14 protein-coding genes are annotated in these 16429 nt (G+C 49.2%); 3 read left to right on the plus strand and 11 right to left on the minus strand.

The window, feature by feature from the left end; translation table 11 throughout:
* Positions 1 to 22: 22 nt before the first annotated feature.
* On the minus strand, positions 23 to 2122 hold the full coding sequence (locus tag AC1S5B_RS08010; RefSeq protein ID WP_482035149.1) for a dynamin family protein: 2100 nt from the start codon (positions 2120 to 2122) through the stop codon (positions 23 to 25).
* A 139-nt stretch (positions 2123 to 2261) separates the two neighbouring features.
* Here AC1S5B_RS08010 and AC1S5B_RS08015 point away from each other — a divergent pair, with 139 nt between their 5' ends.
* Entirely contained in the window at positions 2262 to 2405 is a 144-nt protein-coding gene (locus AC1S5B_RS08015; RefSeq protein WP_482035150.1) for a hypothetical protein, read from the plus strand.
* Positions 2406 to 2454: 49 nt separating this feature from the next.
* Here AC1S5B_RS08015 and AC1S5B_RS08020 read toward each other — a convergent pair whose 3' ends face one another.
* Positions 2455 to 3315, minus strand: coding sequence for an SDR family oxidoreductase (locus AC1S5B_RS08020; RefSeq protein ID WP_482035151.1), 861 nt, complete (start codon positions 3313 to 3315; stop codon positions 2455 to 2457).
* A gap of 257 nt (positions 3316 to 3572) precedes the next feature.
* Here AC1S5B_RS08020 and nhaC point away from each other — a divergent pair, with 257 nt between their 5' ends.
* On the plus strand, positions 3573 to 5072 hold the full coding sequence (gene nhaC / locus AC1S5B_RS08025; protein ID WP_482035152.1) for a Na+/H+ antiporter NhaC: 1500 nt from the start codon (positions 3573 to 3575) through the stop codon (positions 5070 to 5072).
* 97 nt (positions 5073 to 5169) lie between these two features.
* On the opposite strand, the gene AC1S5B_RS08030 is transcribed toward nhaC, so the two are convergent.
* Both AC1S5B_RS08030 and AC1S5B_RS08035 read right to left on the minus strand, forming a co-directional pair.
* Positions 5170 to 6195, minus strand: coding sequence for a YihY/virulence factor BrkB family protein (locus AC1S5B_RS08030; protein ID WP_482035153.1), 1026 nt, complete (start codon positions 6193 to 6195; stop codon positions 5170 to 5172).
* The gene (locus AC1S5B_RS08035; RefSeq protein ID WP_482035154.1) at positions 6185 to 7582 is read right to left on the minus strand and encodes a flavin monoamine oxidase family protein; all 1398 of its coding nucleotides are present in this window, start codon (positions 7580 to 7582) and stop codon (positions 6185 to 6187) included. Before AC1S5B_RS08035 ends, AC1S5B_RS08030 begins: the two co-directional genes overlap by 11 nt.
* A gap of 169 nt (positions 7583 to 7751) precedes the next feature.
* Here AC1S5B_RS08035 and AC1S5B_RS08040 point away from each other — a divergent pair, with 169 nt between their 5' ends.
* A complete protein-coding gene (locus tag AC1S5B_RS08040) occupies positions 7752 to 10589 on the plus strand; it encodes a cyclic nucleotide-binding domain-containing protein (RefSeq protein ID WP_482035155.1) in 2838 nt (945 codons plus the stop codon).
* A gap of 15 nt (positions 10590 to 10604) precedes the next feature.
* On the opposite strand, the gene AC1S5B_RS08045 is transcribed toward AC1S5B_RS08040, so the two are convergent.
* From AC1S5B_RS08045 to psbD, 7 genes are all read right to left on the minus strand, one after another.
* A complete protein-coding gene (locus AC1S5B_RS08045) occupies positions 10605 to 10745 on the minus strand; it encodes a photosystem I reaction center subunit IX (protein ID WP_482035156.1) in 141 nt (46 codons plus the stop codon).
* 102 nt (positions 10746 to 10847) lie between these two features.
* On the minus strand, positions 10848 to 11327 hold the full coding sequence (locus tag AC1S5B_RS08050; RefSeq protein ID WP_482035157.1) for a Photosystem I reaction center subunit III: 480 nt from the start codon (positions 11325 to 11327) through the stop codon (positions 10848 to 10850).
* A gap of 51 nt (positions 11328 to 11378) precedes the next feature.
* Positions 11379 to 11753: a photosystem II reaction center phosphoprotein PsbH gene (gene psbH / locus AC1S5B_RS08055; protein ID WP_482035158.1), complete on the minus strand. Its 375-nt coding sequence runs from the start codon at positions 11751 to 11753 to the stop codon at positions 11379 to 11381.
* Between the two features lie 66 nt (positions 11754 to 11819).
* On the minus strand, positions 11820 to 13436 hold the full coding sequence (gene psbB / locus AC1S5B_RS08060) for a photosystem II chlorophyll-binding protein CP47 (protein WP_482035159.1): 1617 nt from the start codon (positions 13434 to 13436) through the stop codon (positions 11820 to 11822).
* A gap of 57 nt (positions 13437 to 13493) precedes the next feature.
* Positions 13494 to 13835 carry a hypothetical protein gene (locus AC1S5B_RS08065; protein ID WP_482035160.1) on the minus strand — a complete coding sequence of 114 codons (342 nt, stop codon included), beginning with the start codon at positions 13833 to 13835 and terminating at the stop codon, positions 13494 to 13496.
* A 137-nt stretch (positions 13836 to 13972) separates the two neighbouring features.
* The gene (psbC, locus tag AC1S5B_RS08070) at positions 13973 to 15385 is read right to left on the minus strand and encodes a photosystem II reaction center protein CP43 (RefSeq protein WP_482035161.1); all 1413 of its coding nucleotides are present in this window, start codon (positions 15383 to 15385) and stop codon (positions 13973 to 13975) included.
* Positions 15369 to 16427, minus strand: a complete 1059-nt coding sequence (gene psbD, locus AC1S5B_RS08075) for a photosystem II D2 protein (photosystem q(a) protein) (protein ID WP_482035162.1) — start codon at positions 16425 to 16427, stop codon at positions 15369 to 15371. Before psbD ends, psbC begins: the two co-directional genes overlap by 17 nt.
* Positions 16428 to 16429 lie beyond the last annotated feature (2 nt).

The raw sequence follows: 16429 nt of genomic DNA on the forward strand, positions 1-16429 counted from the left end.
ACTTACGCAAGAGACAAATTGATTACGCCGCGCTGACCATGAGTACAGGTTGTGCAACAGATTGCCCGATCAGTTGATCATAAGCATCCTCGACATCATGTAGTTGGGTCAGAACATCGTTGTCCAACAAGTTAAGGCGACGCTCCTCAGACTGTTGGTTGATTTCATAGTCTTCCTTTTGCTGAAGCAGCTCATCCAGTTCCGTCTTGCGAGATTGAATATCTTCATTCATCCGCTTGACCACTTCTTGTTGATAAGTGTCGAAGCACTCCTTAACCGCTTGATAGACCTGGAAAGACTGCTCCTGAGCAATTTGAGGCAGTAACTTGATCAGTTCTTCCCGCATGGTTAGCACCACTTTCCGACGCGCCATTTCAGCCGAATAGCTGCCCAACCCCAGACCCGCCAATGCCATACCAATAGGACCTAAGAAAATCCCTGTGACGGTGTAAACCAGGGAGGTAGCCAGCACTGCGCCACCAAAGTTCAGCAGAATCTGCTTCCAGTTAAATACGCCCGTCCCCGCCATAGCGATCGTGCCCACATCGCCCGTAGTCAGCGCATACAGACCCACCGCCCATTTTGCCCAGCGAGGAGATTTATCTTCCGCACTCAGGTTAGCATTGGGCATCACCTTCTGCCCCGTCAGTTTTTCGGTCATGCGATCGGTGACTTGAGTATAGGTTTCCCCATACTGGGTGGCGCTCTTGGCTAAACCGAGAAAGGCGACATCCATATCTTTTTGGGCAGTCAGGCTCCAAGCCGCGATTTTGTCGAGTAGATATTTCTCAAATGCGACTCGCAGGGATGCTTCAAACTCCTGACGCTTGCCCTTTTGCAGAAAATCAAAGAACTTTAGCTCTGGCTGATAGCGAACAAAATCAGCTTCAAAGGTCGATGCCAACCCTGGCAAATAGGAACGAAATGAGTTGGAACTGGCGCTTGCCTGCCGTTCTCCCACAATCCGAATTTCATCCTTGAACTGATCGCGAATCGTCACGAGTTGATCAAATTCGGGTTGAACCGAGCGAATCTTTTGGCGCAGTTCTTGAATGTTTTCACTCAATAGAGGAATCCGGCGATCGCACGCTTCATGCACCGTCCGGTAAGCTTGACGAGCGATCAATTTAGCCTGACGTAGTTCAGACACTGCCCGCTCTTTCGTCAAAAAATGATTCAATGCTTTGATGAATTCTGAGAAACCTGTCCCTTCTAGGGAACCGTTCCTCAATCGTTGACGTAGGGCATTTAGAGAAGAGATTTCAAAAACGCGATCGTCATAGCGATCTTCGCCTTCCACTTGGCAATAGGGGGTTAGGTTGGTTCTAAACACCTGCCGCACCCGATCTTCTGCCTCATGCAAAGCTGTTGTATCTTCCGGATCAATCAGTCGATTTTGAATTTCATCCCAATGATTGATCAGGAAGAACACAGACAAGCCTCGGTCTTTGATGTAGTTTTCCAGATAGCGCTGTTCGCCCAAGGTAAACGGCTGCGTGGCGCTGAGGACAAACAGAATTGCATGACAGTTGTTGATGTAGCCCAAGGTCAACTGGTTGCGTTGCTCGGTGTCGTTCAATCCTGGGCTGTCGATAATCTGCACACCCTTTTCTAGCAAGGTCAGTGGATATTGAACCTCGGCATACGCCACATTGGGAAAGGCAGAAGTTCCTTCCTCTTGCAGTTTCTTTGCTTCTTCGGGTGGAATCGTATAGCGCTGTTTAAAGGTGTCAAAATCTAGCGGTTCTGGCTCTTGACCCTCTTTAAAATGAACTGTGACGCGCTTGTCCTGCCCATAGCCAAGCACCGTCAGCACCGCAGTACAGGGGTTAACATCCGTAGGCAAGACGTTTTCTCCGATCAGCGCATTCAGAAAGGTGCTTTTGCCTCGTTTCATGTCGCCCAACACCAGTAGGCGAAACACGCCCTCGCCCAAATTACGGCTAACCAACTCCAAATCATCTACGGTACTTTCTAGACCTAACTTGCCGGAGGCGATTTCCCCAGCCTGTTCAGCTTGGGTTAAGGTGTCTGCGATCGCGCTCAAATATCCCGAAAACTCCTGACGCGCTTTGGCAACTTTATCGAGGTCATGAATAAAACTTTCAGCTTTGTAAGCCATTGAAACTCCTTAAAGGGGAAATACGACATGCCAAAACAGGTGTCATGGAGTCCAAAAACTCACACGATACCAGGGCAACTACCAGCCATTTCCAGGTGAATACTTTCGCAGTTCTTTAAGATCAACCCTTTAAGTCGAAATGACTAGAACAATTGTCATTCCTTGCTTTCAACAGTTTGACCTCTACGCCATGCTTATTTCTGATTATACAAAGCAAATTTGCGATCGCCATCATCCACTTACCTCATCCATCCATGCGACCTGCCATCCTCCACTGGGATGAAATTAAAAAAATATCCGAAAACCTCCAGAGTTTTAGTGAAGCCGATCAGTTAACCCGATTGCCAAACGGATTGATAATCCTCAACAAACTGTCGTAGAGAAATCGGCGATCGCCCCAATAATTGCTCGACATCGGGTGTGATAGTTTCTGCCCAACCGAGGCGAGTGGTGGTGTATATTCCTGCCATTACCAGCACAAAATCCAAAGGCAATCCCCGGTTTCGCATCGTCCAAATGAATTTGAGTAAGCCAGGACGACTGTAGTGAATCGGGCGATCAAGGACTTCGGTGAAAATCTTAGCCACTTCAAAATAGTCCGGCGCTTCACTGCCCGTTAGCGAATAGGCTTTGGAGGTATGACCGGGTTGCGTTAGTGCCAGAACCGCAACCGCCGCAATATCTCGCGCATCGATGAAGCTCGTTTTGCCGTTTCCAGCCGGAATAAATAGGTCGTCGTGTAGTCGGATATCATCGCGATGAGTGGTGCTGAGATTTTGCATGAAAAAGCCCGCCCGCAGAAAAGTAAACGGGAACTCTAGTTCCTGAATACAGCGCTCGATCGCCGCATGGGGCACTACTCGATTACGCTCCACTCCCATCAGCGACAAAAATACAACCTGCTGAACCCCTGCTGCTTTTGCGGCGGTCAATGCTGGGGCAATTTGTTCTATTTTGCTCAAGGCAGGAGGGCGCACCAAAAACAGGTGAGTAATGTTAGCAAATGCGGATGAAAAGGTCGCAGGATCGAGGAAATCAAACTTGACCGCTTCAACGCGATTGCCAAACAAGGCTGGAGCGCGATCGGGTTGGCGTACTGCAACTCGACAGCTAATTTGCTGGCGCTGTAATTGCTGTACTACCCCTTCTCCCACGGTTCCAGTTGCCCCGGTGATTAATATAGTAGACACCATGGCACTTTAAAAACTATTTGCGATTTGACACATTGGCTACAAACATTTGCGATGAACAATGGAGCTGCTCCGGTAAGAATCGTTTGTAGATCGCCTTAGTATCCACTCAATCATAGATATGAAATCACATTTAACATCGCGTTAATATAAGTTTCCTATTTTTATGGTGTAGGTTAAAGCAAGATTATCATTCCGGCGTAGTATTAGGATAATCCGCGAGCCTCCATTCAATCAAACTATGAAATGAGGATGCCTCCATGTCCAGTCAGCCACTGCTTTCGCGCCCTATTAGAGAACCGTCTTATTTAGATGCGATCATTCCGCTTATCGTGCTCATTTTTCTCATCGCTGGCTCTGTTTATTTGTTTGGTCTGAATGCGATCGCTGGTCCAACGCAAGTTGGGTTGATCCTCAGTACGATGGTTGCTGCTTTGATCATTCTCAAGAATGGGCACCCCTGGAGTGCGATCGCGGCATCGGGTGGCAGGGGGATTGCATCGATTGTCAGCGCAATTTTTATTTTACTTGCCGTGGGAGCGCTGATTGGTACCTGGAACATGGCTGGCACGATTCCAACCTTGGTGCATTACGGTATCCAACTGCTGCAACCAAACTGGTTTTATCCCGCATCCGCTCTGATCTGTGCCGTGGTTTCCGTAGGCATTGGTAGTTCTTGGACAACGGTTGGAACCATTGGAGTCGGGCTGGTTGGCATTGCGTCATTGGCGGGTGTTTCCCCCATCATCACTGCGGGTGCGGTGATTTCAGGCGCTTATTTCGGCGATAAGACCTCTCCCCTTTCTGAAACAACGCTCTTGAGCGCCCAATTGGCAGGGGCAGATATTTACACCCACATCCGCGCCCAGCTTTGGACATCGACTCCAGCGTTTATCATTGCTCTGGTTGTCTTTACGATTCTGGGCTTGCAAGTGGAGATCATTGATAATGTCGAAACAGCGACCGATCTCGACAAGCTGGATCAGCTTTTTTGGATTACGCCCCTAGCATTAATCCCCATGGCGTTTCTCGTCTTCCTATCCATCCGCAAAGTGCCGGCATCCTTAGCCATTATGAGTGCGGCACTGGTGGGGGGCGTGATGGCTGTGATTTTGCAGCCCCAAGCGGTTGTCCGCTTTGTCAACGATCCGACGCTTGCGACTCCGCTGGTTTTTATCAAAGGCGTTTGGGCGGCAATGGCAACGGGTTATCAAGAAAACTCTGGCATTGGCGATATCGATCGTCTGCTTTCACGAGGCGGCATGGATAGCATGTTGCTGACGATGTGGATTATCCTCGGTGCGGTCACTTTTGGCACCCTAATGGAAGAGTTTGGGATGCTTGGCAAGCTGATCAATCCGTTGCTGTTACGGGCGAAAACGACGGGGCTTTTGTTTGCAACGATCGTGGGAACCGCGATCGGGTTGAACATCGTTGCCGGAGATCAATATATTGCGCTGGTGTTACCTGCCCGGATGTTTCGCCTTGAGTTTCAGAAGCGTGGATTGCAGCCCCAAAACCTGTCACGGGTCGCTGCCGATGCTGGAACCGTAACATCAGCCCTAGTGCCATGGAACTCCTGCGGTGCGTTTATGTCTGCAACACTGGGCATCTCGACCTTCTTGTATCTGCCCTATGCCATCTTCAATATTGCCAGCCCAATTCTGTCGCTGATTTACGGCATCACTGGTTTCAAAATCGCGCGGATGCCGCCTATGGAGCAAATAGAAGAGCAAACAGAAGCATCGACCAACGCATGATGAGATATTTATAGTAGGTGTCAGGGGTCGGGTATCAGGCTTCGACGGGAGCGCTCCGCCGAACGGTTCTAGGGATAAGAGGGTTGTATGCCTGGGTTTAGTCGAGCTTTTCGATTGCTTTACCCCGACGAGTGCCAAAAAGATGGGCATACACGTAGGATAAGACGCAGCCGAAGAGAAAGATTTGGCACGCTAAATAAATCCACGTCATCAAAATCATGACGCTCCCAATCACGCCATAGGAGAGGAAACGGCTGCCGATCGCAATCACGCTATTACTAACCAAGTATTGTAATACTGTCAGCACTAGCGCTATTAGCAGTGCGCTTAACCAGACATCCCCCCAACCCACATAAGCCAATGGCAAAACCTTAAACAGAATACAGCCAGCCACCGCCAAGATCAAAAAAGATGAGCCGAACTGAAGCTGTTGGGTCAGGTAGAGTTCGTCAGCCCGAATGAAGGGGATGCCTCGAAGGGCGGCAATCAATTGCAGGATGGAGTGGATGAAAATGTTGGAGAACAGTGAAGCCAACAGTAATAGGGCATTGCCTAACACCAATAGAAACGAAAAGATTTGGTTGGCGATCGCAAACAGTAATCGCTGCCCAATTGAGCCAGTTTCGCTGGTTCGCCTGGGCGATCGCCAAATGAGATTGACGGCATTTCTGAGATTGGTAAAGAAAACACTAGCAGTCGCTAAGAGTAAGCCAAATCCAATGATTCCGGCTCCTGTGCTGCTGTCGCTGAGAGTAGTCAGAGTTCCTTCAACGAGATCATGCACCTCTGGAGGCAAATACCGCTCGATCGCCACCAAGATAGATTGATAAAATTCTGTACTCGGTTCAACCAAGAATCCGATAATGCTTAAGAGGACTAATAACAGCGGAAACAGTGAGAATAGAGCGTAGTACGCAAGCGCAGCGGCAATTTCAGAGCAATGATCTCCACTCCACTTTGATCCGCTTTGAATCAACAGTTGCGCTGGCTTTGAGGGCAGAATCGTAGACCGAATATATTGAATCATAAAAAACTGATTTCCTATGCAGAACAGTGTTAAGCGACGATACTCGGCAAGGCGATCGCCAATACATCTAGCTAATCCCTCTAAACTAATCAGCAAAGTGCTTAGACGATTGGAGGTTCCCCAAAATTGCCTGAGCCGCTGCTTCACCGGTCAACACTGCCCCCTCAAAAAAACCGGGCCAGCGTTGGGCGATTTCTGTGCCTGCCCAGTGAATTCGCCCAACGGGAGCAGCGATCGCGTCGCCGTACCCTGTCCACACACCGGGGGGCATAAAGGCAGAGTAGGCACCGCCCGTCCAGGGTTCGGCTGTCCAGTCGATCTCGTCATAGGTAAGCGGAGATAGCGCCGCTTCGCCAAAATAGGTGGCTAGGTCAGAAAGGATTGCTGAACGGCGATCGCACTTACTGAGAAGGCTCCACCGCTTGTAGCGATCGCCTACAACAAAGGTGGCGATTACCCCTTTGCCACTCTCTGGATCAGAACTATCGGCGCACAGTTCAATCCAGGGAGTATTGCCAATTCCAACGCCAGCTAACCCCTGCTTTCTCCAGAATGGGGTGTCGTAGGAAATCATCAGCTTCGCGCAGCAGCCCATGGGCATTCGCTGAGTCAGTTGTTGCCGCAACGGTGGCAGGGGCGGATCATAGCGAATTTTACCGGAAAGATGGGGCGGCATTGCGACGATCGCAAATTGGGCAGCAAAGCGGTTTTGGGCGGTTTCTACTTCAACCCCTGTCTCATGCTGGTGGATACATAGGACGGGTTCGTTTAGCCGAACGCGATCGCCCAACTCAGCCGCAATCTTTTCTGGAATTTGACCCGCTCCACCGTGGATCAATTCTGCCTCTGGATGTTCAGATTGAGGCGCGCAGTTCTGACCCCAAAGGACATGGAGCAGCGAGACTTGATTTGGCTCCGCTGGTCCCAGGAAGCCAACGACACGTGCCATATAAGCAAAGTACCAACGCCCGAATTCAGTCTGGGTATTGTCCTCAATCCACCGAGCAAAGGTATCACTATCTAATCGTTGGTTTTGCTCACTGGTTGCTGGATGCCCCACAGGCATGGTGCTAGAAAGGGCTTGAAACCGATCCCACGCTTCAGTGACATCCCGCCATTCTGCTTCAGACACACCGGGTTTCTCCCCTTCATAGAAGCCTTGGAAAAAACCGTTGAACTCGTAGCGATCGCCATTAAACATCAACACCGTTCGCCCCTGAGCCGGGGAGGCAAACCGCCGTACCGCATATTCGTCAAGCAGTGCCCGAAAGCGATGATGGGTTAATCCGATCCACTGCCCGCCCCAATCAATCCACTGCCCGGATGCGAGTCGTTCACCGTACATCCGCCCCCCAAGGCGATCGCGTGCCTCAACCAGCAAAACACTTCGACCTGAGCGATGTAAATCACGGGCAGCAATTAGCCCAGAAAGCCCAGCACCAATCACAATGCAATCATAAACATTCGGATCTAACAACGACATTACCTTATTCCAAAAATTACTTTAGACTCTCTTCAGCAGGCTACTAAGCTCAGCGTGGTATTTCATTAGAAATCATAATCATTGCATCAGAAAACAGGATTGAAATACGAAATTTTGGGTTAAACCCCTTAAGATAATGAAAATCGGTATCCAGAAGAAAATTTGATTTATGTTTGCACAACTGCCTGAGCGACGGATGCACTGGGTTCGCTGGATATTAACGATCGGCTGGCTGCTGGTGATCACCTCTCTGTTCTACGATCCTTGGACAGCAGCCCTGACTGAGCCTGATCATCCCTGGAGTCCCTTTCGGCTCACGGGCGAGTGTGTGCAGGTTCAGGGAAACTGTGTAGCGGAAACACCGCAGCCATTGGGCGCTACCCTGTTTTGGGGTGCGATCGTTCCTTCAGGTATCTTGATTTTGCTGGTGTTTGGGCATGAACTTTGGCGACGAATTTGCCCGTTATCGTTTCTCTCCCAAATTCCTCGCGCTCTGGGTTGGCAACGACAATTCAAACGAGAAAATCAAAAAACTGGAAAAGTTCGCTACGAGTTGGCAAAAGTCAAATCTGATTCGTGGCTGGGTAGAAATTATTCCTATGTGCAGTTTGGCTATCTGTTTGTCGGCTTATGTGGACGAATTTTATTTTTCAATGCCGATCGCTGGGTGCTAGGAAGTTGGTTGGTGTTCACGATCACCGCTGCGATCGCCGTGGGCTATTTTTATGGCGGTAAGTCTTGGTGTCAATATTTCTGTCCCATGGCACCCGTTCAAACCATTTTTAGTGAGCCGCGAGGATTATTGGGCAGCAAAGCACACATGAGCGATCAACGGATTACGCAATCCATGTGCCGCACCGTCGAGTCGGATGGCACCGAAAAAAGCGCCTGTGTCGCCTGTCAAAGCCCTTGTTTTGATATTGACTCGGAGAGAACCTACTGGAATGAATTAAACCGACCCGAAGAGTCACTGATTCGCTATGGGTATGTGGGCTTAGTGATTGGCTATTTTGTTTATTACTATTTATATGCGGGCAACTGGAATTATTACTTTTCCGGGGTTTGGAATCGCGACCCGAATCAACTGGCAGCCTTAATGAATCCAGGACTGTATCTGTTTGGGCAAGTCATCAACATTCCTAAACTATTTGCCGTCCCGTTGGTGTTGGGCGGATGTACCGCGATCGCCTATGTCGCTGGGCAATTCATTGAAAAACGGGCAAAAGCCCATGCTCGTCGGCAACATTCTAGGCTGACTTCCGACATCATCCGGCATCGAATTTTTGCCATTTGCACCTTTGGAATTTTCAACTTTTTCTTCTTCTTTGCTGGTCGTCCGCTCCTGCGATTAACGCCTCTGTGGGTGCAGTTTGGCTTTGATGTTGGCATTGTGTTTCTAAGTACCCTCTGGCTGCAACAAACCTGGCGACGCAATCCCGATCTGTATTCCCGTGAGAATTTAGCAAGTCGATTCCGCAAACAGTTAGAGGCATTACAGCTAGATATTCCTCAGTTTTTAGACGGTCGTTCTTTAAATGATCTCCATGCCAACGAAGTCTATGTGTTGGCAAAAGTGCTTCCCGGTTTTACTCGTGAGAAACGACACGAAGTCTACAAAGGAGTAGTGCGAGAAGCGTTAGAAGAAGGCTATGTCAATTATTCCAGCAGCTTGGAAGTGTTGCAGCAAATGCGTCAGGAGTTAGGCATTCCCGACGATGAACACCGAGAAGTATTGGAAGAATTGGGCGTTGAAGATCCAGAATTACTCGATCCAAGTCGCCAACGAAGTTTAGAAAATCAGGTACGGCTGAGTGGATATCAAAAGTCTTTAGAGCGGTTAATGGTGTTGCAAGATCAACACTCTAGCAACGGCGCATTCAACCATCTCGTTGAGCAAAATCCAAGTCAAATACGATCGCTGCGCCAGCAATATTCCATTACCTCGGCGGAGGAAGAATGGATTTTAAGTGGATTGTCTCCCGAAGTGGGAACGGCACGACGAATTGAGTTTTTATTAGCGCAGTTACCCAGTCTGATTACGGCTCATCGTGCTTTTAGTCAACCCATATTGCGACCCTATCAGCCAGTGTTAAGCTTGTTGCAAGCAAGCATTTATCACAAAAAAGAACTGATTGTGCGATCGCTGCTAGAGAAATTAATCACGCTGCAAGACGACGCGATCGCGATCAAAACAGCCCAGTCTTTAGGGAATCTTTCGTCGTTGATTCTAGTGGAATTATTGGAAGTTGGGCAGGTTGGCGATCCCAATTCGCTCAGAGATCGCCTCCATCCAACTGTTTTATCCTATCTGACTCAACCCGGAGAACAGCCGACTGAATGTTCGCTGGAGTTATCGTCGGAAGAAATTCTGCCTTATTTAGAAATGCTGCTAGAGGATCAAAATCCGCTGATTCAAACCGCTAGCCTCTACATCATTGCCCAACTTGATCCAGAGCGCGGCAAGATGTTTGCACGCGATCGCGGGAGTAAGGCAAACTCCCCACTCCTGCAAGAAACCGCCGCCCTACTTTTATCCTTACCCGCGCCCTATCCGTCCTTAGCAGCATTTCCAATGCTAGAAAAAGTTGCCTATCTGTTCAACAGCGATTTCTTTCATCGAGTCAAGTCTGAAACCTTGATTGCTTTAGCGGATCGCGCAGAGGTGAAAACGTATGCCGCGAATGAGGCTATTACCGAAGCAGGCGATACCTGTCGGGAATTGTTGCTGTTGATTGAAGGGTCTGCCAACGTTTACTATCAGCGTGTGGATGAGCTGCAAGTTGAACGGCTTCATCCTGGGCAAATATTAGATGAGCTAGAGGTCTTGGCGCACAGCAATTCGGAAAACCGGATTGTTGCAGACGACCAGACTCGGATTCTAGCCATTTCAGTCGATGCCTTTGATGATCTACTCAACAAAGACTCTGATTTTGCCCGACGGGTTTTAGAGCTTGAAAGTCGCCACCTTCAACGATTGGTGCAATCGAGGACAAGTCAGGCGATTTAGCCAATCAACACCGCTCTAAAGGGCTGCTTTGAAGTAGGTGCCATACTGCAATCCTGGAAAAAAGTAATTTAGCTCAATGAGCACAACTGAAATCAAAACCAGGGTTAAAAGGGCAACAATAGGGGCACTGGTCAAATACTTGAAAAAGTAAGTCATGGGTCATCTCCAAAGTTTTCTAACTATTCAATCGACTCAATCGACAATCGCAGGTCTAACCTCCTTGTTAGGTAGGGGCACCTATTGGGGGTGCCCTATTACTTAACGAGGGGACACATAAAGTTCGCTTTCTTTCGTCGTCAATCGCCCTGTGGCAAGCTCTTGAATAAACATCAATGGCCAGAGTAAGCCTTTGAACAAAGACTGAATTGCCAGCGGAATATCAATAAAAATTTCCTTCTGCTCAGGGTCGTTAGAGTTCTTGGAAGCTATCAGGTAAGCGCGACCACTCCAGCCAATGAACCCCGCAACATAGAAAAATAAGGCAAAGGGAATGGCGGCATCCACGGCGCGATCGCCCCGTAGAGCTAGATGAGGCAACCCATCTTCACCACACAAAAGATATTCTGAATAAGCTTTATAGGGCTGATCAAAGTAGTAGCCATCCGGCGCATTATTTTTTCGTTCCAAAAATGCTTTCGATTCTTTACAAGGAACCAATGCCGTACTATCAGCCAAGGCAGGCGACATTGGACTCAAGAACAGCGCGATCGCTAATATCAGTACACAAACTTTTTTCATTGTAGTGATCCTGTTAGGTCAAAGCTTTTTCCAAATCTGATGTCATTCCAACTATTCTTGATCTTTGGGATAGGTCGTTGCGCCATATAAGATAAACCCAACACAGACTACGCCAAACGCCAATAGCCCCAAAAACACGCGGAAGCCCGTTGCCGCAAACTCTCCCTCGCCATAAGCATGAGGTTCCATAGGCGGCGAATAGTTACTCAACACTGACCAGTCGATATCGATGCCTTCCAGCAAAATGGAAGCATTGTAAACTTGCAGAATGATCAGCAAGAATACGAAAAATAGCAGAATGATCACCGCCATTAAAAGAGTAGTTCCCCATCCTCGTGTGACTTTGCCTGCTTCAGAGTTGAGTTGCCTCAGTAGATATTGAGTTGGGGCAACCCTTTTAGATGGATATTTACTAGGTTGTTGCATACAGTTCTCCAAATTGATCGCGTTAGTGAGGCAAACACAAAACCTGCCTCACCAAATTCAATGAAATTACGCTTCGAGGCTTTGCTGTAAAGCAGGGATGGGACTATCCGGCTGACTAACTGGTGTAGCGGGTTTCATGACTTCAACGGGCTGAAATACAGGGCGTTTGCGGGAGGTTCTGTCTCCCACCTTTTGGAAAACGCCCCACTCCACTTGATCTTCATCCAGATCTGGGTCAATCCCTGCAAACACATCGCGGAAAAGAGTACGAGTGCCGTGCCAGAGGTGTCCAAAAAACCACACCAGCGCAAAACAAGCATGGAAAAAGGAGAAGAATCCTCGATTGCTGGTACGGAAGACTCCGTCTGAATTGACAATGGCTTGGTCAAATTCAAAGGGCTGACCCAGTTGGGCTTGGCGAGCAAGCTTTTTGACTTGTGAGGGTTCCGTGAAGGTTTGTCCATCCAGTTTGCCGCCGTAGAAGCTGACGGTGACACCGGTTTGTTCGACGCTATATTTGGCTTCTGATCGGCGGAAGGGAATATCGGCTCGGACAACTCCATCCTTGTCGGTTAAGACCACCGGGAAATTTTCAAAGAAGTTGGGCATTCGCTGCACGGTGAGTTCTCGCCCTTCTTGATCTTTAAATATGGGATGTCCTAACCAGCCTTGGGCAACACCATCACCATCGATCATTCGTCCCACTCTGAACAATCCACCCTTTGCCGGACTGTTGCCCACATAGTCATAAAAGGCGAGTTTATCGGGAATGCTTGACCAGGCTTCTGAAGGAGTTGCCCCGGAAGCAAGACTGGTTTGAACGCGGCGATCGATTTCGTTGTGAAAGTAGTTATTATCCCATTGGAAGCGGGTGGGTCCCCAGAGTTCAATCGGCGTGGTAGCCGTGCCATACCACATGGTTCCGGTTGCCACAAAACCCGCAAAGAAAAATGCTGCTAGGGCACTCGCTAGGACGGTTTCCAGGTTCCCCATCCGCAGCCCTTTGTAGAGATACTCAGAGGGGCGCACATTGAGGTGAAATAGTCCGCCGATAATGCCAACCAGTCCAGCGGCGATATGGTGAGCAACGACTCCGCCCGGATTGTGGGGGTTGAATCCGGCGGCTCCCCATTCTGGGGCAACGGGTTGCATGTGCCCGGTTAGACCAAACGGGTCAGATACCCACATCCCCGGACCAAATACTCCTGTTAGGTGAAAGGCTCCAAACCCAAAGCAGACTAGCCCTGCCAAGACCAGGTGAATGCCAAAGATCTTGGGTAAATCGAGAACCGGCTGATCGTTCTTGGCATCGTAAAAGGTAGCAAGATTCCAGTAGTTCCAGTGCCAAACGGCAGCTAGGAATTCTAACCCAGAGAAAATGATGTGAGCGATCGCAACGGTTTCAAACGTCCAAAAGCCCGGATCAGAAACGGTTTCGCCCGTAATACTCCAACCTTGCCAAGAGGTCGTCACGCCGAGCCGAGCGACGAAGGGCATGAGAAAACAGCCCTGCCGCCACATCGGATTCAGCATCGGATCACTCGGATCAAATAATGCCAGTTCAAATAACAGCATGGAGCCAGCAAAACCAGAGCAGAGGGCATTGTGCATCAAATGCACTGCCAGCAATCGTCCGGGATCATTAATGACAACGGTATGAACGCGATACCAAGGGAGTCCCATTGAGTAATGCTCCTTTTCCTAAATGTAGTTTGAGTGATCAATAAATTTAAATTGAGTTTAAATTTTACTGATGACCTGTTCTATTTTTGAGTTTTCTAGTGTTGGTTTATCGAGGCTAGAGAGAGTAAGTTTTGATTCGTAGTCTGAACAATTAATCGCTTCTTCCGTTAATGCTTCAATGGGATGAATTGTGCATTTAAGCTGATAGTTTTTTGTAAAAAACCGACAGGTAGAACAGGGAATTTGGTGCATCCGTTTGGCATAGATGAGGGTGTCACTGCTGAGTGCCCACCCCTTTGTAAGGAGCAAGAGCAGCACAATCCAGGCGACAAAAAAGCAAAGGAGAATTAAATAGGCGTGAAGCGGATAAACAATAGCCAGATAGGGTGGATGCAGCATATTAGTGGTCTACCAATAATATGAGAGGTAAAGGAGTAGCAAGGTAAAGGGGTAGGGATATAGAAGTAGGTGCTTCGACTTCTTCACTCCTTCTACTGCTCAACTCCTTTACCAATCACTGATTGTTTGACACACTATCAATCTAGATCAGGCATATTAAGGACGGGTTCGTTGTTGCGATCGATGCCGCGAATAAAACCGGCTGCTGAGGCTCTAGCGCGTCCAGCGTGCCAGAGATGCCCGACTAAAAACAAGAAGGCAAAGATGAAATGCACCGTTGCCAACCAACTGCGGGGCGAAAGAAAGTTAAAGGAATTGGGTTCGGTGGCAAGTCCGCCCACTGAGTTGAGGGAACCTAGCGGCGCATGGGTCATATATTCAGCCGCACGGCGCGTTTGCCAGGGTTGAATATCGTTGCGGAGTTTGTCTAAATCCAGTCCATTTGGTCCCCGCAGGGGTTCGAGCCAGGGACCCTTAAAGTCCCAGAATCGCATGGTTTCACCGCCAAAAATGATTTCTCCAGTCGGCGATCGCATCAAATATTTCCCTAACCCTGTAGGACCTTGAGCCGATGCCACATCTGCTCCCAACTTCTGGTCACGCACTACAAACGTGAATGCTTGGGCTTGGGACGCTTCGGCGGCAGTGGGTCCATAAAACTCACTGGGATAGGCAGTATTGTTAAACCAAATAAAGGCAGTTGCAATGATTGCTTGACCACAAATATTGCCCAAACTTTGCGCTAAATAAGCTTCGCCAGACCAAGTAAAGACTTTATGAGTCCACTTGAAGGGAGTCGTGAAAATATGCCAGATACCACCCAAAAAGATAATGATGCCCATATAGATATGACCACCCACAATATCTTCTAGGTTGTTGACTCCAATAATCCAGCCTTGCTGTCCGTAGGGCGATCGCACCAGGTAGCCAAAGATCGTCAGGGGATTCAAGGTGGGATGAGAAACCAATCGAACCGCGCCGCCGCCCGGTGCCCACGTGTCGTACAGTCCGCCCCAAAACATCGCTTTGCCAACAAACAGCAGCGCCGCTATACCGAGGGAAACTAGATTGAATCCCAAGATAGTGGTGATTTTATCTTTATCAGACCAGTCGAAGTCGAAGAAGCCTGCGAGGCGATCGGGTCCCTGCAAAGAATGGAAGATGCCGCCAAATCCCAGCACGGCAGAGGCAATTAGATGGAAGACCGCGATCGCAAAGAAGGGGAAAATATCTACCACTGCACCGCCGACCCCCACGCCAATCCCCAAGGTGGCAATGTGAGGCATGAGGATTAAGCCCTGCTCATACATCGGCTTTTCGGGGACATAGTGCGCCACTTCAAACAACAGCATGGCACCTGACCAAAAGGCAATCAGTCCGGCATGGGCAACGTGTGCCCCCAATAGCCGACCCGAAAGATTCATAAACCGGGCATTCCCTGCCCACCAAGCGTAGCCAGTAGAGGCTTCATCCCGTCCGTCGCGTCGCGTCGTAATGCCGCGACCAGGGGTTGAAACAATCGTCACAGACCGATCAAAGGGCGTTTCCACGGGGCAGAACCTCCTCAGGGAATACAAAGTGTTCGTGGGGTTGATCTGTCGGAGCCATCCAGGCGCGTAGCCCTTCATTCAGCAAGATATTTTTGGTGTAAAAGGTCTCAAATTCGGGATCTTCAGCCGCGCGGATTTCCTGGGATACAAAGTCGTAAGCCCGCAGGTTGAATGCTGTTCCAATCATGCCGATCGCGCTCATCCACAGCCCTGTAACCGGAACAAACAGCATAAAGAAGTGGAGCCAGCGTTTATTAGAAAATGCTACGCCAAAGATCTGTGACCAGAAGCGGTTGGCAGTCACCATGGAATAGGTTTCTTCTGCCTGGGTTGGGGTGAATCCGCGAAAGGTGTTGAATCCACGGGTTTCCTCAAATAAGGTGTTTTCAACCGTGGCACCATGAATCGCACACAGCAGCGCTCCGCCCAGCACCCCAGCCACGCCCATCATGTGAAAGGGATTGAGGGTGTAATTATGAAAGCCTTGGAAAAATAGCAGGAAGCGGAAGACGGCAGCTACGCCAAAACTGGGAGCAAAAAACCAGCTAGATTGACCTAGGGGATACATCAAAAATACTGAGACAAAGACGGCGATTGGGGCGGAAAAGGCGATCGCATTATAAGGACGAATGCCCACCAGTCGAGCGATTTCAATCTGGCGCAAACAAAAGCCAATTAGCGCGAAGGCTCCATGGAGCGCCACAAAGTTCCATAAGCCGCCCAACTGAAACCAGCGAGTTATATCTCCTTGAGCTTCCGGTCCCCAGAGGAGTAAGAGGGAATGCCCAAAACTGTTGGCGGGTGTGGAAACTGCCGCCGTTAGAAAGTTGCAGCCTTCTAGGTAAGAGGTGGCTAGCCCATGGGTATACCAGGAACTGACAAACGTGGTGCCTGTGAACCATCCCCCCAGTGCTAAATAAGAGCAGGGAAACAGCAATAGCCCCGACCAGCCGATAAACACGAAGCGATCGCGCTTCAGCCAATCATCCAGCGTAAACAATAGGTCGCCCCATTCGCGGGGACGATTCAGTGCAATAGTCATGA

Source organism: Leptolyngbya sp. CALU 1928 (assembly GCF_056784215.1).